Below are 16,077 nucleotides of genomic sequence, written 5' to 3'. Positions count from 1 at the left end.
CCGTCGAAAAAATTGACAAAAAAACTTGACCGAAATATTTAAAATATGAAAGCAAACTGCTGCCCAATAAACACCACTATTCCAGCAAATGAGAGATAGGGTCCGAAAGCAATAATGAGGTTATTTTTATTTAAGATATTCAGGATGAAATAACCGACAATACCGCTTAAGGCGGCGACTAATACCAGCGTGGGTAACGCCTGCCAGCCGCACCAGGCCCCCAAAGCCGCCAGCAGCTTAAAATCGCCATAACCCAGCCCTTCCCGCCCGGTACAAAGCCGAAATGCCCAGTAGAGCAGCCAAAGAGAGAGATAACCTGCCACGGCGCCAAAAAGCGCATCGCGTAGCGGCATCGTATGGTCAAACGTATGGAGCAACAGGCCAGCCCACAGCAGAGGCTGCGTCAGGCAATCCGGCAGCAGCTGATGCCGCCAGTCGATCAAGGCCAGAGGCAACAAGAACGCCGCCAGTACCCACAGGGAGAACAAGGCCTGTACGTTTGGCATACACCAGGCGGTGACGCCGAAAAACAGCGCGGAAAAAAGTTCGATCAAAAATATCCTCAATGGGATACCCACGCCGCAGCGGCTACAACGTCCTCTCAGGAGAAGCCAGCTGACCAGCGGAATATTCTCCCAGGCGGCCAGGGTGTGCTGACAGGCCGGGCAGTGCGACGCCGGAAAAAGCAAATTGCCGCCCCCCTCTTCGTCCATCACCATGCCCGGTACGCGCTCGGCGACGACGCCCAGAAAGCTCCCCACAATGCCGCCCAGAATCGCACTCATCAGCGGGAACCCCACCGGGTAAACCTCCCGCATCAGCGCGAAGGTGTTCATGCGGCTTTGCTCCAGGTAAGCTGGACTTCCGCTTTTACATCACTGAGGTGATCGACCGGCGTGAGGTTCATTTTTTGCAGCCTGACGCCGGAGGTCTGGTTAATTTCCCGCAGCCAGCTCTTTAATTCGTAGACGTTAACGCGATTCACGACGAACGATAAGGTTTGTCCATCCTGACGCACATCCGTCAGGGGAAGATTAATTTCCTGCGCGCTACTCTCCACCACCGTACGCGGATTATCCGTTTTGACCAACTGAACCTGGAGATGGTTTTTATCTATCTCACTGCGCATCCAGTTCAGCGTCTCTTTTTGTCTGCTCAGCGTGGCTTTACTGTTCAGAATCATATTATCCAGCGGGATCATGCCTGCGTAATAAACGGCCGCCCCCGCCAGGGCAACGGCACATATTTTTATAATGACTTTTTCCCTGGTGCTGTAATTCTGATAACGAGATTTAAGCTGCGCGATTCGCTCTTTCATTTATATTTCCCTGCGATCATGGCGGTATAAGGTGCAGCGGTGGAAACAGGCTGCAGGGTAAAATCAAAATTTTCCCCCGCCTGATCCACAAACGTCTGCAACGCGGTTTGGTTTTGCGCACTGACGCTCAGCGTCAGCGTGTTCTGTTGGGCGTCGTATTCCAGCAGATCGATTTCCATCGCCGGCACGGCCTGCCTGGCTTTCTCCAGCGCTTCAAGCTGCAAAAATACCCCTTTGGTCTGCTTTTTCATGTTTTGACCAAAGTGGTATTTGATGTTGGTCTGCTGGCGCATACTCGGAAAATGGTGCTGATAAACCTGAGCGATCTCCTGCTGTATAGCATTCTCCTGCTGCACCAGCATCCAGGCCATGGCGACGCGCGGGCCGAGCAACAGGCCGAGAGACAGCAGACCCGCTGCGGCCATTGCCGCTTTGATGCCTTTCGGGGCCTTACCCGAGCCCGCTTTCGCGCTGAATTCACCGTGCATGATATTCACGCGGCAGGTTTGCCACTGCGGCTGGATCAGTACCAGCGGATGCTGCCAGGGCTGCAGGAGGTCAACGTCAACCCCTTCAGGCTGCGCGCCGTAGCAGCACACCTCGCCCTCGCCCGCTTTTTGCATCAGCAGCGGCAGCAGGCTGGCCTCCATCTCCCCGGCGGTGTGGGGGGATAAACGCAGCCAGTAGCTTTCATCCTGCTTGACCAGCGTACTTCCTCCCTCTGCCACCGGCAGCAGCCAGGCATCCGGCAACGCCTGGATCACCTTCATTCCTGCAGCCTGAAAACGGGTTAACCATCCGCGCAGCAGTTCGGCATCAATCGCCACCGCATCGACCTCGGTGCCCTTTTTGTTGAGCACCGTCCAGTGAAGATTATCCACGTCACCAATCAGCGTCTCTTCCGCCATCCACGAGAATGCCGTCGCCTGCGAGGCAACTTTCTTCGGCAGCGTAAAGTGGCGGAAGATCATGTTGCTGGCAGGCAGCAGCAGGCAAACGCGTGCCGCCAGGGGATGGTTAATCAGCGCATCCAGGCTCTCCAGCACCTCAACCTGCTGGCTACCGGAGACACACCACATTATTTTCCCGCCCTCGCGGCTGTCGGGACGAACAAAAAGGACCTGTTTCATAGCGTTCTACTTTTCTTATTCAATCATTCGGTAACGGCGCTGCCACGTCACGATCTCACCGGCTTCGTTATTGACCTGAAGCTGGCTCACCACGCGAAGCGTTAATTCATCGGTATTGCCGGTATAATTGACGCGGAAATACCGGCTGTTAATGGAGAGATAGTCGGCCACCTGCGGAAGGTCGTCTTTTAACTGGGGGAAGGCCTGCTCCAGCGCTTTGCTGAAGGTTTCCATACTCTCCCAGCCGGTTTCAGGACGCGATTCAATCAGGCGAACGGCATCATCTTCATTGAGTTTTCCCGGGAACAGCGCGGCCAGTAAGGCGGCCTGCTCCGGTTTCAGGGTATTCACATCCACCTTGCTGGCGGCGTCCGGCAGCGCGCACAGCAGCTTGCTCACCTTCGGGTAAGCGGCAGCCGGGAACGCGGGCAGCAGCGTGATCTCCGCAATGGTGCGCATCATCTGGTTCGCCGGTTGGCGAGCGGGCACCACGCCAGCCCAGGCATCGGTCTCAGTGCCCTCTTTGGCCGTCGTCGTGTCGCCATCGAGATAGTCCACCAGTTGCAGATACACCTCTTCCGCATTGGTCTGGCTCAGGCCGCTCTCCGTCAGAAGCTGTTCAACAATCTGCTCTCTGCGGGGCTTTTCCGGCACCGCTGGGAGGTTTTGCCCCTGCGCAACGTTCTCGACCGCCAGCAGGTTGTTGACGTTAAAGCAGTCCTGCGCGTCTTCCACCTGGCCGACCACCGTGTAGTCTTCGCCCCGGGTTTCCAGCGGCTGATGCCAGTCGCCGTCGGGGGAGAGCGCTTTGCTTTCCCCGCTGGCGTCGGCCTGCAGCCGGTCCTTCGCCACCTTTTCCTGGGCCTGCATCGCCCAGCGCAGCTGCTGCTGGCTTACCTGGTAATGCGTTTTTTGCAGGTTGCGGCAGAACTGCTGGCTGATTTTGGCAGCCAGCGCCGACATCATCACCAGCAGGATCAGCACCACCAGAAGGGCTACGCCTTTCTGTTTACGCAATGCACTCATGATTTTGCTTCCGGTGGCGGTACGGGTGCGTTTTCAGGTGCAGCCGCTTCAGGCAGATCGCCCGGCGTCGTAAAGACCCAGCGCCAGGTATCGCCATTTTCCATGGTCAACGTCAGCTCCACGCCGTCCGGCAGATGCGCCGGGTCGCTCCAGCTTTTCTGCCAGCCCTGACGGTAAAAACGCCACTGCAGGGATTTCACGTTGCTGACAATCGGCACCTCGTCGGGTTTCGCGTCCGCCGGGCCGTCAATCACCGGCCAGACGTCGCGATACAGACGCCCTTCTTCCAGCCGCCAGCGCACGCGCTCCAGCTGGACCGTGCCGCTCACGCCGTTCAGCGTGGTCAGCTCAAGCGCATCGTCCACCTGACGGAACAGATCCGGCTCGTTGCGCGGCGCGCGTGCCTGCAGCTGGTAGAAATCACGTTCCATCAGGCTCCAGGCGCGCTGCAGCTGATTAAGCTTCGCCGCGCTGGCGTCGGTGGCCGAACTGGTGCGCATCGCCCCGTCCAGAATTTGCCAGGCCAGGGTGCTGATCACCGCAAAGATGGTCAGGGCAATCATGATCTCCAGCAGGGTAAAACCGTGCTGGCGTCGGGTTCTCTTCACTGGCTCTCTCCTGGCCCAACGATCTGCAGCGAAATAACCGGCTGGCTGTCGTCGCCTTCCGCATACACGCGAATCGCGTTAGCCCAGCCCTTGTCGGCGGTTTTGACCCGCTGCTTGCGCCAGTTCCACCCGCGCCCGCCCATGATTTCCGTTCCCTGCTCCTCAGCATCCGGGAAGTCGGTTTTCGCGAGCTGCGCTTCCGCCAGCTGGTTCTCGGCCACCCAACTGGCCTGCAGCGTGTCGGCCAGCCCGTGGGTAAAACGCACGTTCAGGGAGACCGAGTTCATCAGCGCCAGCGCGGCGGTGGAGAAGATGACCAGCGCGACCATCACCTCCAGCAGCGTCATCCCGTTCTGCTTAACCTTGCCTTTAGTCATCGTTCTCTACCGATACCGGGGCCGCGCCCTGCGACACCACGCGGAAATGGTGCTGTTTGTCGTAGCTTTGCAGCGTCAGCGTAAAGCGGCCAATCTCACCGTCCGGCAGAAAAAGGATCTGAGGATCAGCCTCGACGGTGGCCGCCAGGCGCTGGGGCGACAGCGATACATGCATCTCCTGCGGAAAATCGCCTTTGGTGGTAATTCGTCCGGCAGATAAAGGCACCCAGTGACGCACGCCATTTTTATCGTCGAGCGTGACCAGCTGATATTTATCGGTGGTGATTACCAGCCCGACGATATTTCCGTCCATTACCGCGCGGTCTGAACCATAATCAACAAGGGCTTTTAATTGTTGGCCAAATATATCCGCACCGCTGCGTGAGGGTATTGTTGACACCACCATCATGGCGCAACTGGCAAATATCACCAGCGCCAGAATAATTTCCAGCAACGTAAAGCCGCGTTGATTTTTCATTATTTCTCTTTCTTATCCAGCGACCAGTTCGTAATATCATCGGCGGTATTGGCTTCACCGTCCGGACCGGCAGAGAAGACGTCAACTGCGCCGTGTTCGCCCGGGCTGACGAGCAGATAATCGTTTCCCCACGGGTCCTGCGGCAGGCGGCGAATATAGCCGTCAGCGCGGTAGCCGTTCGGGATGGGTGCGATTTCAGGCTTGGTCACCAGCGCCTGCAGGCCCTGCTCTGTTGTCGGGTAGCGGTGGTTATCGAGCTTATACATATCCAGCGAGCCTTCGAGCGCGACAATATCGCTGGTCGCTTTTTGCGTATCCGCTTTTTCTTTATTGCCCATTAAGTTTGGCACCACCATACTCGCTAAAACGCCGAGAATAACGATCACCACCATTAATTCGAGCAAGGTGAAGCCCGCCTGGCGAGCCAGGTTTTTACGTTTTATAGCCATGATTTAACCTACCATATTATTAAGTTGCAGAAGCGGCTGTAATATTGACAGCACGATAAATAAAACAATCGTCGCCATGGAGACCACCAGCGCCGGTTCAAATACCGACAGCGTTAACGTAATTCGATGCTGTAATGCCGACTCCTGGTTTTCCGCCGCGCGGTCCATTAAGTTGCCTAATTCGCCGCTCTCTTCGCCGGAGGCGATCATGTACAGCATGGTTGGCGGGAATAATTTCGCCTGTTCAAGCGCGGCATATAACGACGCCCCCTGGCGCACGGTATCGGCGGCCTGCTCCAGCACCTGCCGGGCGTAGAGGTTTTCGATACCGTCCATCGCGATATACATCCCTTCAAGCAGCGGCACGCTGCTGGCCTGCAGAATACTCAGGGTTCGGATATAGCGGGCGCTGTTGATGGCGCAGACCAGCTTTTTAATCGGCGAGCCGTTCACCAGCCAGCTGTGCCAGCGAAAGCGGTTTTTGGCATTTCTGAGCCAGGTCTTAAAGCCGATAAACCCACCGGCCAGGATCCCGACAATATAGATGCCGTACGCCTGCAGGAAATCGCTCACCGCGATCAGCGTGCGGGTGGTGATCGGCAGCTGCTGCTTCATGTGGGTGAACTGCTCGATCACCTGCGGGACCACCGCCACCAGCAGAATGCCGATCACCGCGATGGCCACCACCGTCAGGGTAATCGGGTAGACCATCGCCTGCGTCAGCTTGCTTTTCATCTTCTGACGCTGCTCGTTGTACTCCGCCAGCTTCTCCAGCACGTCACCGAGGTGGCCGGTTTTTTCACCGGCCATCACCAGCGTGCAGTAGAGCTTGTCGAAGGTGCGCGGGAACTGGCTGAAGGCGTCAAACAGCGTGTGCCCTTCCACCACCTTTTCACGGATCTCCACCACCATCGCCGCCAGCTTTTTGTCCTCCGTCTGCTTCGAGATGGCCTTCAGCGCACTTTCCAGCGGCAGCGCGGCGTTGACCAGCGTGGAGAGCTGGCGGGTAAACATCGACAGCACCGGCGTGGAGAGCTTAGCCCCGGTCTTTGCTTTCCCGGACACCGCCGCCTCGCGGGTTTCGGTGATGCTGACGGGCATTAGCTTTTGTTCGCGAAGCCACTGGCGAACCTGCTTTTGCCCCTCGGCCTGCAGCGTACCGCGCCGGGTTTTGCCCGCCGCATCCGTTGCCGTCCAGGCGTAGAAGGCCATTATTCATCCCCCCCGCGCTCGGCGGTGACGCGCATCACCTCTTCCAGAGAGGTGATGCCGCTAATCACCTTCAGCAGCCCGTTTTCGCGCAGGCTGTAGGCCTGCTTAAAGAGCTGCGTTTCGATGGACATTTCGTCCTTATCTTCATGGATCGCGCGGCGCATGGTGCTGTCCACCACCAGAAATTCATGAATACCGGCACGGCCCTGATAGCCGCTCTGGCGGCAGTGCTCGCAGCCCACCGCGCGATAGATCGCTTTCGGCGGCGTATCCATGAAGCTGAACAGCGCCTTTTCATTGTCATCCAGCGGACTGGTGATCCGGCAGTGGCTACACAGCCGACGCACCAGACGCTGGGCAATGACACCGAGCAACGATGAACCGATTAAAAACGACTCCAGCCCCATATCCCGCAGGCGGGTTATCGCCCCGGCGGCGCTGTTGGTGTGCAGCGTAGACATGACCAGGTGACCGGTAAGCGAGGCCTGTACCGCAATTTGCGCGGTTTCGCCGTCGCGAATTTCTCCGATCATCACCACATCCGGGTCCTGACGCAGAATGGCGCGCAGCCCGCGGGCAAAGGTCATGTCCACGCGCGGGTTAACCTGCGTCTGCCCCACCCCTTCCAGCTCGTATTCAATCGGGTCTTCAACGGTCAGGATGTTGCGCTCATGACCGTTCAGCGCCGAGAGAATGGCGTACAGGGTGGTACTTTTACCGGAACCTGTCGGCCCGGTGACCAGGATAATGCCGTGCGGGCGGTCAATCAGCTCTTTTAACTTCTCCAGCTCTTCATCAATCAGGCCCAGCTTGTTGATGTCGGGCTTCAGGTTGCTTTTATCGAGCAGGCGCATGACCACGCGCTCGCCGTACTGGGACGGAATGGTCGAGACGCGCACGTCGATGGCCTTGCGGCCGATGCGCAGAGAGATACGGCCATCCTGCGGCAGGCGCTTCTCGGCGATGTCCAGTTTCGACATGACCTTGATGCGCGACACCAGCAGCGGTGCCAGCTTACGCGCCGGCTGCAGCACCGGGCGCAGCACGCCGTCAACGCGGAAGCGAATGCTCAGCGTGCGCTCGAAGGTTTCGATATGAATATCCGACGCGCCGTCCTTCACCGCCTCGCCGAGAATGGCGTTGATCAGGCGGATCACCGGCGAGTTCTCGTCGTTATCAAGCAGGTCTTCGTTATCCGGGATCTCCTCGGTTAACGCCATCAGGTCGATATCCGCGTCCATATCATCCACCAGCTGCTGCGAAACGCCGCTGCTCTGCTGCCAGATTTTGGCCAGCAGCTCGTCAAAGGCTTCAGATGTCAGGGTCACCGGGACGAACGCGCGTCCCAGCACCCGGCGCACCTCCAGCAGTGCTAACGCCGGGGTGTTATCACGGATATAGACGTCGTTGTTGTAAAACAGAACGCCGTTATCTTTTGCGTAGCTGCTGCTACACAGGGTTTTAGTCAGTTCGTCCACGGTGCCCTCGCCGCCTTAGTGTTTAAACGGATTGCGCGGTGTGCTGGCGCTGGTTTTTACCGGCGCGGCGCTGGCGTCGACGGGAAACGCGGGCAGTACCGCGTTATCCGTTGGTTCGATAATGCCGAGCTTTTTCTCTTCCACGCGCTGCTGCTGGCGGGCGCGGATCTGGTCATATTTCTCTTTCGACGCCGCGCTGTAGTTGTCGTCGTCGCGCAGCACGGTGGTATGGATAAACACCATCAGATTGCGTTTAGACGTATCCTGCGAGGTATAGCGGAACAGCTGGCCGACCAGCGGGATATCGCCCAGCAGCGGCACTTTGGAGACCGATTGTTTGGTGACGTTCTCCATCAGGCCGCCGAGCACCACCGTCTGCCCGCTGTGCACCATCACTTCGTTGTTGATGGTACGGGTGTTGAAGGTTGGGCCGAGGCTGGCATCTTCCGTCGCGCTGTTGTCGACGCTGGAGACTTCCTGCTCAATCTTCAGGTGGATCATGTCGCCATCGTTGATTTGCGGCACAATTTTCAGCTTGGTCCCGACCGTCTTGCGCTCAACGGAGTTAAAGACGTTGTCGCCACTGGTGGTCTGGGAGCCGGAAAGCACCGGCACGTCCTGACCGACGTTGAACGACGCCTCTTTGTTATCCAGCGTGACCACGCTTGGCGTGGAGAGAATATCGTTTTTGCCGTCGGTGGAGAGCGCGGTCATCAGCGCCCCGAAATCGCCGTTAAAGAAGCCGGTCGCAAGGCCGGTGAAGCTCGCCCCCTTCATGGTGCCGTTTTTAATCTGGCTGATTGGCAGGCCGGTGGAGCCGAACTGCACGCCGCCGTGCTTGCTGGTCCACTGCACGCCGAGATCCAGGCCGTTACCGTCCTGCACTTCAGCAATGATCGCTTCCACCAGCACCTGTGGACGACGGATGTCGAGCTTGTCGATCACCTTCTCAAGGGAGTTCATCACGTTAGGCTGAGCGGTGATCACCAGCGAGTTGGTGGCCTCGTCGGCGGTAATGTTCAGATCGCTGGACGCGGTGGCGGTTTTCGCCTTCGGCGTACTGGCCTTGTCCTTCAGCTGTTCACCTATCCCGGTCAGAACCGGCACCACCTTCGTGGCGCTGGCATATTTGAGGTAGAAGACGCGGGTATTCCCCTCGTTGTTCTGCTCGCGGTCCAGCTGATGGATCAGAGAGCGGGTACGCATGCGCGCATCTTCCGAGCCGCTGATCACCAGGCTGTTGGTTTCATCATCCGCCACCACTTTAGTGGCCAGCTGCGGCGCGTTCTGCCCCTTCTGCTCTTCGTTGTTGAGGTTGTTCAACATGTCAGAGAGCTCTTTGGCAGAGGCAAAGCGCAGCGGCACGATCTCGCGGCGCTGAATCCCGTCTTTGTCCACGCGCTGAACCAGATCCACCAGGCGGTTCACCACCGAGGCTTTACCGGTCAACAGCAGCACGTTGGACGGCTCAAAGTGCACCACGTTGCCGATGCCGGTGGCATCGTTGAGCTGGCGCAGCAGCGGGGCAAGTTCACGTACCGGCACATTTTCCATGCGCACGACGCGGGTGATGATCTCATCACCTTTACCCGGGTTTTTGCTGTCTGCCAGCGGCGCGCCGGCGGTACGGGCCACGCTGGAACGCACTACTTTAATCATGCCGTTGTCCATCGGGATCACCGACAGGCCGTACAGATCCAGCACGCTCAGGAAGAACTGGTAATACTCATCTTCCGTCAGCACGTTGTAGGTTCGCACCGACACCGAGCCCTGCACGGACGGATCGACGAGTATGGTTTTATTCAGATTGCGGCCTACCGTATCGATAAACTCGCGGATATCGGTATTTTTAAAGCTCGCGCTAAAGTTGGCTGCAAGCAGCGAACTTGAATATAACGACAATGCGGTCAGCGCCACGCACGCCCAGGGAAATTTCTTCATGTCTGTACACTTGTTAATTGTTTAGAACATTAACCCGAATATTTTCAAGGTGAGCGTGACGTCTGACGACGACCTCCGCCTCTTTCATTTTCGACCAGTTGGCAATAATACTTTTTGCCTTTGCTTCATCGGTCATATCGACAGAATTCACTTTTACCGCCACATCACCTTTTTCCAGCCCTGAATGGCTGTAGAAGGAAGAGGCATTCCTTGGATTAATGTTGTAGCCTTCCAGCTGGCCCTTTTCGATTAACGGCTTTAACACCAGATAATCATTCAGATGCACACTTTCCGCGCCTGCATCTTTCGTCGATTTGCTTACCGGGCCGCTGTCAACGCCGCCCTTAAAATAATCAGGTTTATTTAATGCCAGTACCTGCGTAGCACCTTCGTAATTAACCACCACATTGTCTTTGTTAATTTCCTGAATATAGGCATCGTTAAAACCGGTCAGCGGCTCGCCTTCACGGTAGCTCTTCTGACCACCCGGCGTTTTGATCACGGCGAAAGAAAGCCAGGCGTCATCGCTGCGCACAATACCTTCGATCTCCGCTGCCAGCGGGGCTTTCGCGGCGGCTGGCAGGTTGTCCTGACGCACGGCCGCCGTGAAAAGGGTGAATGTCTTTTTATCACGACGCGTTTTCAGCGGCTGCGCATCAGCGTTAGCCAACTTATTCGTAACTTTTTTATAATCTTTAAACGTCAGATACCCTTGCTGGCCGCAAAAAATTAACAGCACAAACATAATGCAAGGCGTTATCCACCGTGACAGAAATGAAAACCTCATTTTTCATCTTTCCTTTAGCAAAGCGAAAATAAGCAGCGTCGCGCTGCGCCAATATGTGAGCAAAGCGTAATTTCCCGCTGTAAAAACGACCACTCACTTTGCCGCTAACTTTCATACAGAAAAATATTGACCGCATAAAATCCAGATGTTAGGGCTCACTGGCAGGATATTTTTACCCTGTGCGCAAATTGACCACCCTATAGCGTTGCTTTACTTTCTCGTCCTGTTGCTATTCCTAATCAGAGACGGTAAGTCGTTATGTATCAGAGCCACTTTAATTTTAAAAACCCGCCCTTTCGGAAAATAACCGGGTTATCCGGGGATTTTCTGGTGCCTTATCATCAGGATGTGTTCAACCTGCTGAAAGAGAAAACCCAACAGGCGGGGATTATTGGGCTCTTTGCTGACGATGCCCCGCTGCTGGGCCAGTTCAGCGACGCCCTGAAATCCGCTAATCCTGGCGTTTTTGCCATCAACGCGTTTCCAAAACTGAGTGCCAGTAGCCTGCTGTATAAACTCAACCCGGGAACGAAAGAGAGCAAAAACCGGCTTCAGGCGGTGGATACCATCCTGCATCAGTGGCAAGGGGGAAAAACCAGGACGAAAGTGCTGGTGATTAGCCACACCGAAGCCATGAAGGACACCTGTCAGGAGGTGCTGGCTATGCTGCTGACGCGCGCCCAGGAGCTGGGGTTTTGCCTCTCCATCGTGCTGATGGGCGCAGCGGGTCAGGAAGCCGTCCTGATGCAGCAGCCCGAGCTGCGTGAATATACACATACCCGTCACAGCCTGCGTCCTCTTACCTGTCGGGAATCTCTCCGCTACGTTGAGGCGCAGTGTGAAGAGCACGGGTGCGAGAGCTCACCGTTAACCCCGGCGCGCGTGCGCAAGATGCATACGCTGACCAGGGGGAATATCAGCAAGCTGAACGAGCTGGCCCACCTGTCGATGCTCGCCGCCTGGACCGAGCGTGCGCATCAGGTCAGTCCGCGTCATTTACGTCTGGCCTCCGGCGAGACGCTGCCTGCGAAAAAACACGGTAAGCGCCTGGCTACCGTCGGTTTATTCACATCCGTGCTGTTTGCCGCCTGCGGCTGGTATTTGACCTCCTCGATCGGTGCAAAACTTCCGGTTCAGCTCCCGGTGCCTGCCAGCTGGAAACAGCAGACGCCACATGTTCAGGCCCCGATGGTGCCGGTTATCGACAATGAAATGGTCAATCAGCCGGATGCCATGCATCAGCTCTATCTGATGTGGGGATATGACGCCTCAGCGGACGATGCCCTGTGTCAAAACGCCGAGAAGGTGAACCTGATGTGCAGGCAGGGTAACGCCTCACCGGACGCGCTGGCGCAGGAAGGGTATCCGTGGGTAAGTGAACTGAAAACCGGCAACCACCTCAATTATGCCGTGGTCGCCCGCGTCGGGGATAACTCACTCGACCTGCTGATGAACAACCGTACCTGGCAGGTAAGCCGCAGCTGGTTTAACCAGCATGCCACCGGCAACTTTACCCAATTGCACCGCCTGACGCCGGAAGGTAAAGACGTCATCAGCGCCGCCAGCGATGCGAAGGACATGGGTTGGCTTGACCAGCAGCTGAGCGTAGCCCTTAACCAGCCGGAAACCCATTCCCGGACCTGGACAACGGAGATGATGAAACGCACCCGCGAGTTCCAGCAAAAAATGCATCTGCATGTGGATGGCATTCCAGGGGAAGATACATTGATGCAGTTAATGCGTGAAACCCATTCCACGCCGAGCGTGCTGATCCAGACCACCCCGAAAATGCAGGAGAAGAAAGCCTGATGTCTACCCTCTGTCTTGCGGCCCAGCGCAGCTACGCTACCGGGGAGGCGGTCTGGTTTTCGTATCGCCTCCCCAGCCTGAGAAAAATCGTCGGCAACGCCTTTTTATGGATGTTGGGTCTGTGCGTCATGTTGACGGCGGGCGTGTACGCGCATACTTACTGGAATCTGCGTCATCCTGCGCCGGAACCGGTAACAAAAGCGAGCGTCGCGAAACCTGAAACGCAGCTTTCTGATATGCACTACGTGTATGTGAGCAAGCCGTTCCCGCATCCACATCCGAAACCCGCACCGGTGCAGGCTGACATCCCTGCCATGCAGGATCTGCCGATTAACAGCGACGATGCCGACTGGCAGCAAGCGCCCGACGGCGCGGAACCGCACGATACGTCGCGGGATACGTTACCCGGCACCGAAGCGCATGATGTCGCGCCCGCCAGTACAGGCAGTGAGGATGCTTCTTTAACCGAGTTGTTTAAGCAGGCGTTAAAAGAACAGGAGCAAGATTATTCGCAAGGCAAAATTCCCGCGCCACCGGTGGATGAAACGCAGGATAATTCGCAGATGAGAGTGCAACGTAACGTGGGATCCCGATCTCCTTTAAGTGAAAAAGGAGATCGGCTGGAATAGTTAGTATTTTTCAGGCAATGTGGTCAGATTAAGGAGTCGACCTTTTTCCACCACAATATATTGACCTTTTTTGAGGTCGGAGAGGATTTTAATGATGGTACTGCGCGCCAGATTGGTATATTCCTGAATATAATCGTAAATATTGATATCACGCTGATGATGAACAATCAGCTCATTAATCTCGTATAAAAACTCGCGCACTACAGAATAAGCGCTGCGGGCAACCAGCACATCGTCACGTTTGCTCAGCATGCAGATGTACCAGGCCAGCACTTTGGTGAGTTCAGGCCATAAATTGTTATCGGTCATCAGCTGCGCGAAGACCTCTTTTTTGATTGAGCGCACCACAGCGTTAGCGCGAATGAGGCCGTACATATGGGTTGCGTTATAGTACATCGACGAGAGGCCAAAAATGCACTGGCCCGTTACCGTGAACATACACAGTTCGTCGGATTCGCGTCGGAATTCAACTTCACCGCTGACGATAATATGAATATATTGTGAATCGGACGTGGAGAGTTTCTGCCATTTCTTTAAGATCTTCTCTTCAAAACCTGATGTAGCAGAAATAATGGCTTCCATTTCATATTGCGGACGTAATTTTTTTGCATAGATGCTTAACATTGTTATACCCGATTTAAGATGTGAAATTTAAAAATGCAGGCATAGGGCAAAAAAGCCTTAAGCCCTGAATATGTTCCTGTGAAATTCTCAATGAGAGAAATAAAGAATAAATGCGATATATTTATTTGCTATATTAATTAGCAAGCTATGTGTCTATCTTAAATCCGGATAATTTTAAGTCAATTAACTAAAAATGAATTGAGTTTGTACTTAAGATTAATCTGAAGAAAATCAGAATACGTTAAGACATTCGGAGTAGTCCGAAGGATTACCCCTGCCCGTACTTCTCCAGAAGCGCTTCGGCAATGGCCATCGTTTCGACGTCCGCAATACCGTTCCACAGGTCAGGCCGGAAATGCATCTGGAACGCCGTGATGATGCGCTTTTGCTGCGCAGGGGTGCTGTCAACCGGCACCTCATAGCCATACCGCGCGAGGAGATCGAGTAATGCCCCGGTCTCCACCTGCTGATAGCGCGGACGCCCGTTAATATAGAACGCGACGCGCGCCGGATCGGGCCAGGCGCCAATGCCCTGCTGAGCAAGTTGTCGCCACGGGAACAGCGGGCCGGGATCGTCTTTGCGCTGCGGCGCGATGTCCGAATGGGCCACCACGTTTTCAGGTTTGATGTTGTAGCGGGTAATAATATCTTTGGCGAGTGGCACCAGCGCCGCAATTTGGGCAGGCTCAAACGGGGTAAAGCGCTTAACGCCCGACGTTTTTTGCCAGCCGCGGTTCTCCAGCTCAATGCCGACAGACGTATCATTGATGCGGTTTGTGCCGCGCCAGAAGCTAATGCCCGCATGCCAGGCCAGTTCGCTCTCGGGCACCAGTTGCCAGATGCGCGGCTTACCGTCCGGTGCCGGGGGTTTAGCCGGGATCAAATAGTGAGAGCTGACGTTCTTATCCGTCAGCGTGGCCAGCGAGCTGTCAAAATCATCCGCGGTGTAGTGGATAACCAGCACCTTGATGCGCGGGTAAGCCGCCTGAGCCTGATGACGCGTATCCAGCTCGTAGGCACCTTTATCGATGATTCCCTTTTCCGCGGCACACCCTGCCAGCAGCAGCGCCAGCAGGATTGTGGCAAACGAACGCCTCATCGGAGGGTTTTCACCGCCGTACCGCTCACGCTCACCATCAGCATGCTGGCATCTTTCCCGACCGTTTCGTAGTCGATATCAATCCCGACGACCGCATCCGCGCCGAGGGCTTCCGCCTGCTCGCCGAGCTCTTTAAAGGCGATTTCGCGCGCTTTGCGCAGCTCTTTTTCGTATGCACCCGAGCGGCCACCCACGATATCGCGGATACCGGCAAAAAAGTCACGGAAGATATTGGCGCCGAGAATCGCTTCGCCGGTGACCACGCCGCAGTACTCGGTAATTGTCTGCCCTTCCAGGGTTGGCGTTGTTGAAAACTGCATGGTTTCTCTCCTTCTTTAGCGTTCAATGCCTTAGGCACAGCATTATCGGTTCGTTACGCTATGATTGAAAGGATAGTTAATAAATAAGGAAATCAACATGCGCTATTCTGCTTTAACACTTTTCGTGCCCTGCGCGCTGGTGCTCAGCGCCTGTACCACCACGGTCACGCCAGCCTTTAAGGATATCGGTACCCGCAGCGGCCCCTGCATAGAGGGCGGCCCGGACACCGTGGCGCAACAGTTCTATGATTATCGCATTCAGCACCGCAGCAACGATCTCACCGGCCTGCGCCCGTATCTGAGCGATGGCCTGGCAAAACTGCTTAACGACGCCACCCGCGATCCGCAGCATAACGCCCTGCTGAAATCCGATCCGTTCTCCAGCCGCACCACGCTACCGGACAGCGCCGAAGTGGCGAGCGCGTCAACCATCCCGAATACGGACGCCCGTAATATTCCGCTGCGCGTGAAGCTGACGCAGGGAACCCAAACCTGGCAGGATGAAGTGCTGATGATCCGTGAAGGTCAATGCTGGGCAGTGGACGACGTACGCTACGTGGGCGGCAGCGTTCATGCCCCGGCAGGCACGCTTCGCCAGTCGATTGAGAATCGCTAAATCCGCCGATATTCCCTGGTAACCCCCGTAAAATGTGCGGCATTTCATGCGGAATGCCGACATTTATACTCGCCGACCTTGCCGTTCGCTATTTTGTGCTATGTTTAAGAGGAAACACGGGTTATATTTAACTTTTAACGCAGAAATATTGCATAACTATTCTGTCAACGGTACTA

18 protein-coding genes are annotated in these 16,077 nt (G+C 55.9%); 3 read left to right on the top strand and 15 right to left on the bottom strand.

The genetic code is table 11. The features are described from left to right. Positions 1 to 38 precede the first annotated feature (38 nt). From AC4IC4_RS07080 to gspC, 12 genes are read right to left on the bottom strand one after another with little or no spacing between them, the layout of a single operon-like run. Positions 39 to 836: a prepilin peptidase gene (locus AC4IC4_RS07080; protein WP_491472434.1), complete on the bottom strand. Its 798-nt coding sequence runs from the start codon at positions 834 to 836 to the stop codon at positions 39 to 41. Beyond that, positions 833 to 1,318 (bottom strand): type II secretion system protein M, encoded by a 486-nt coding sequence (locus AC4IC4_RS07075; RefSeq protein WP_491472433.1) that lies wholly within the window; start codon positions 1,316 to 1,318, stop codon positions 833 to 835. Before AC4IC4_RS07075 ends, AC4IC4_RS07080 begins: the two co-directional genes overlap by 4 nt. Beyond that, positions 1,315 to 2,448 carry a type II secretion system protein GspL gene (gspL, locus tag AC4IC4_RS07070; protein ID WP_491472432.1) on the bottom strand — a complete coding sequence of 378 codons (1,134 nt, stop codon included), beginning with the start codon at positions 2,446 to 2,448 and terminating at the stop codon, positions 1,315 to 1,317. Before gspL ends, AC4IC4_RS07075 begins: the two co-directional genes overlap by 4 nt. A gap of 15 nt (positions 2,449 to 2,463) precedes the next feature. Further along, complete coding sequence (gene gspK, locus AC4IC4_RS07065; RefSeq protein ID WP_491472431.1) at positions 2,464 to 3,474, bottom strand: type II secretion system minor pseudopilin GspK; 1,011 nt, start codon at positions 3,472 to 3,474, stop codon at positions 2,464 to 2,466. Continuing rightward, complete coding sequence (gene gspJ, locus AC4IC4_RS07060) at positions 3,471 to 4,082, bottom strand: type II secretion system minor pseudopilin GspJ (RefSeq protein ID WP_491472430.1); 612 nt, start codon at positions 4,080 to 4,082, stop codon at positions 3,471 to 3,473. Before gspJ ends, gspK begins: the two co-directional genes overlap by 4 nt. Further along, entirely contained in the window at positions 4,079 to 4,459 is a 381-nt protein-coding gene (gspI, locus tag AC4IC4_RS07055) for a type II secretion system minor pseudopilin GspI (protein ID WP_032649263.1), read from the bottom strand. The genes gspJ and gspI overlap by 4 nt, the downstream gene beginning before the upstream one ends. Further along, positions 4,452 to 4,937 carry a type II secretion system minor pseudopilin GspH gene (gene gspH, locus AC4IC4_RS07050; protein WP_208763672.1) on the bottom strand — a complete coding sequence of 162 codons (486 nt, stop codon included), beginning with the start codon at positions 4,935 to 4,937 and terminating at the stop codon, positions 4,452 to 4,454. The genes gspI and gspH overlap by 8 nt, the downstream gene beginning before the upstream one ends. Continuing rightward, on the bottom strand, positions 4,937 to 5,386 hold the full coding sequence (gene gspG / locus AC4IC4_RS07045) for a type II secretion system major pseudopilin GspG (RefSeq protein WP_024907836.1): 450 nt from the start codon (positions 5,384 to 5,386) through the stop codon (positions 4,937 to 4,939). Before gspG ends, gspH begins: the two co-directional genes overlap by 1 nt. A 3-nt stretch (positions 5,387 to 5,389) precedes the next feature. Next, positions 5,390 to 6,598, bottom strand: coding sequence for a type II secretion system inner membrane protein GspF (gene gspF, locus AC4IC4_RS07040; RefSeq protein ID WP_420277973.1), 1,209 nt, complete (start codon positions 6,596 to 6,598; stop codon positions 5,390 to 5,392). Next, positions 6,598 to 8,076, bottom strand: coding sequence for a type II secretion system ATPase GspE (gene gspE, locus AC4IC4_RS07035; protein WP_491472429.1), 1,479 nt, complete (start codon positions 8,074 to 8,076; stop codon positions 6,598 to 6,600). The genes gspF and gspE overlap by 1 nt, the downstream gene beginning before the upstream one ends. Positions 8,077 to 8,091: 15 nt before the next feature. Then, positions 8,092 to 10,017: a type II secretion system secretin GspD gene (gene gspD / locus AC4IC4_RS07030; RefSeq protein ID WP_024907839.1), complete on the bottom strand. Its 1,926-nt coding sequence runs from the start codon at positions 10,015 to 10,017 to the stop codon at positions 8,092 to 8,094. Positions 10,018 to 10,030: 13 nt separating this feature from the next. After that, positions 10,031 to 10,762 carry a type II secretion system protein GspC gene (gspC, locus tag AC4IC4_RS07025; protein ID WP_090417576.1) on the bottom strand — a complete coding sequence of 244 codons (732 nt, stop codon included), beginning with the start codon at positions 10,760 to 10,762 and terminating at the stop codon, positions 10,031 to 10,033. A 300-nt stretch (positions 10,763 to 11,062) separates the two neighbouring features. Between gspC and AC4IC4_RS07020 the strand changes: the two genes are divergently transcribed. Together AC4IC4_RS07020 and AC4IC4_RS07015 are read left to right on the top strand one after the other, a co-directional pair. Continuing rightward, the gene (locus tag AC4IC4_RS07020; protein WP_491472428.1) at positions 11,063 to 12,613 is read left to right on the top strand and encodes an ExeA family protein; all 1,551 of its coding nucleotides are present in this window, start codon (positions 11,063 to 11,065) and stop codon (positions 12,611 to 12,613) included. Then, positions 12,613 to 13,242, top strand: coding sequence for a type II secretion system protein GspB, cryptic system variant (locus tag AC4IC4_RS07015; protein ID WP_491472427.1), 630 nt, complete (start codon positions 12,613 to 12,615; stop codon positions 13,240 to 13,242). The genes AC4IC4_RS07020 and AC4IC4_RS07015 overlap by 1 nt, the downstream gene beginning before the upstream one ends. On the opposite strand, the gene AC4IC4_RS07010 is transcribed toward AC4IC4_RS07015, so the two are convergent. From AC4IC4_RS07010 to AC4IC4_RS07000, 3 genes are all read right to left on the bottom strand, one after another. Beyond that, a complete protein-coding gene (locus AC4IC4_RS07010; RefSeq protein ID WP_267214555.1) occupies positions 13,243 to 13,866 on the bottom strand; it encodes a helix-turn-helix domain-containing protein in 624 nt (207 codons plus the stop codon). A gap of 268 nt (positions 13,867 to 14,134) precedes the next feature. Then, positions 14,135 to 14,965 (bottom strand): N-acetylmuramoyl-L-alanine amidase, encoded by an 831-nt coding sequence (locus tag AC4IC4_RS07005; protein ID WP_061715670.1) that lies wholly within the window; start codon positions 14,963 to 14,965, stop codon positions 14,135 to 14,137. Further along, complete coding sequence (locus tag AC4IC4_RS07000; protein ID WP_023310944.1) at positions 14,962 to 15,285, bottom strand: heavy metal-binding domain-containing protein; 324 nt, start codon at positions 15,283 to 15,285, stop codon at positions 14,962 to 14,964. Before AC4IC4_RS07000 ends, AC4IC4_RS07005 begins: the two co-directional genes overlap by 4 nt. 97 nt (positions 15,286 to 15,382) lie before the next feature. Between AC4IC4_RS07000 and AC4IC4_RS06995 the strand changes: the two genes are divergently transcribed. Further along, positions 15,383 to 15,901 (top strand): lipoprotein, encoded by a 519-nt coding sequence (locus AC4IC4_RS06995; protein ID WP_045908429.1) that lies wholly within the window; start codon positions 15,383 to 15,385, stop codon positions 15,899 to 15,901. Positions 15,902 to 16,077: the final 176 nt, after the last annotated feature.

Source organism: Enterobacter sp. Taxon_2 (assembly GCF_058355295.1).
This window is presented reverse-complemented; position numbering and strand designations above follow the sequence as displayed.

Excerpts from the sequence above, each read along its gene's own strand:
- gspC (WP_090417576.1), bottom strand. The coding sequence starts at position 10,762 with ATGTTTGTGCTGTTAATTTTTTGCGGCCAGCAAGGGTATCTGACGTTT.
- AC4IC4_RS07005 (WP_061715670.1), bottom strand. The coding sequence starts at position 14,965 with ATGAGGCGTTCGTTTGCCACAATCCTGCTGGCGCTGCTGCTGGCAGGG.
- gspI (WP_032649263.1), bottom strand. The coding sequence starts at position 4,459 with ATGACTAAAGGCAAGGTTAAGCAGAACGGGATGACGCTGCTGGAGGTG.
- gspH (WP_208763672.1), bottom strand. The coding sequence starts at position 4,937 with ATGAAAAATCAACGCGGCTTTACGTTGCTGGAAATTATTCTGGCGCTG.
- AC4IC4_RS07075 (WP_491472433.1), bottom strand. The coding sequence starts at position 1,318 with ATGAAAGAGCGAATCGCGCAGCTTAAATCTCGTTATCAGAATTACAGC.
- AC4IC4_RS06995 (WP_045908429.1), top strand. The coding sequence starts at position 15,383 with ATGCGCTATTCTGCTTTAACACTTTTCGTGCCCTGCGCGCTGGTGCTC.
- AC4IC4_RS07010 (WP_267214555.1), bottom strand. The coding sequence starts at position 13,866 with ATGTTAAGCATCTATGCAAAAAAATTACGTCCGCAATATGAAATGGAA.
- AC4IC4_RS07020 (WP_491472428.1), top strand. The coding sequence starts at position 11,063 with ATGTATCAGAGCCACTTTAATTTTAAAAACCCGCCCTTTCGGAAAATA.
- gspD (WP_024907839.1), bottom strand. The coding sequence starts at position 10,017 with ATGAAGAAATTTCCCTGGGCGTGCGTGGCGCTGACCGCATTGTCGTTA.
- gspK (WP_491472431.1), bottom strand. The coding sequence starts at position 3,474 with ATGAGTGCATTGCGTAAACAGAAAGGCGTAGCCCTTCTGGTGGTGCTG.
- gspG (WP_024907836.1), bottom strand. The coding sequence starts at position 5,386 with ATGGCTATAAAACGTAAAAACCTGGCTCGCCAGGCGGGCTTCACCTTG.
- AC4IC4_RS07000 (WP_023310944.1), bottom strand. The coding sequence starts at position 15,285 with ATGCAGTTTTCAACAACGCCAACCCTGGAAGGGCAGACAATTACCGAG.
- gspF (WP_420277973.1), bottom strand. The coding sequence starts at position 6,598 with ATGGCCTTCTACGCCTGGACGGCAACGGATGCGGCGGGCAAAACCCGG.
- gspL (WP_491472432.1), bottom strand. The coding sequence starts at position 2,448 with ATGAAACAGGTCCTTTTTGTTCGTCCCGACAGCCGCGAGGGCGGGAAA.
- AC4IC4_RS07015 (WP_491472427.1), top strand. The coding sequence starts at position 12,613 with ATGTCTACCCTCTGTCTTGCGGCCCAGCGCAGCTACGCTACCGGGGAG.
- AC4IC4_RS07080 (WP_491472434.1), bottom strand. The coding sequence starts at position 836 with ATGAACACCTTCGCGCTGATGCGGGAGGTTTACCCGGTGGGGTTCCCG.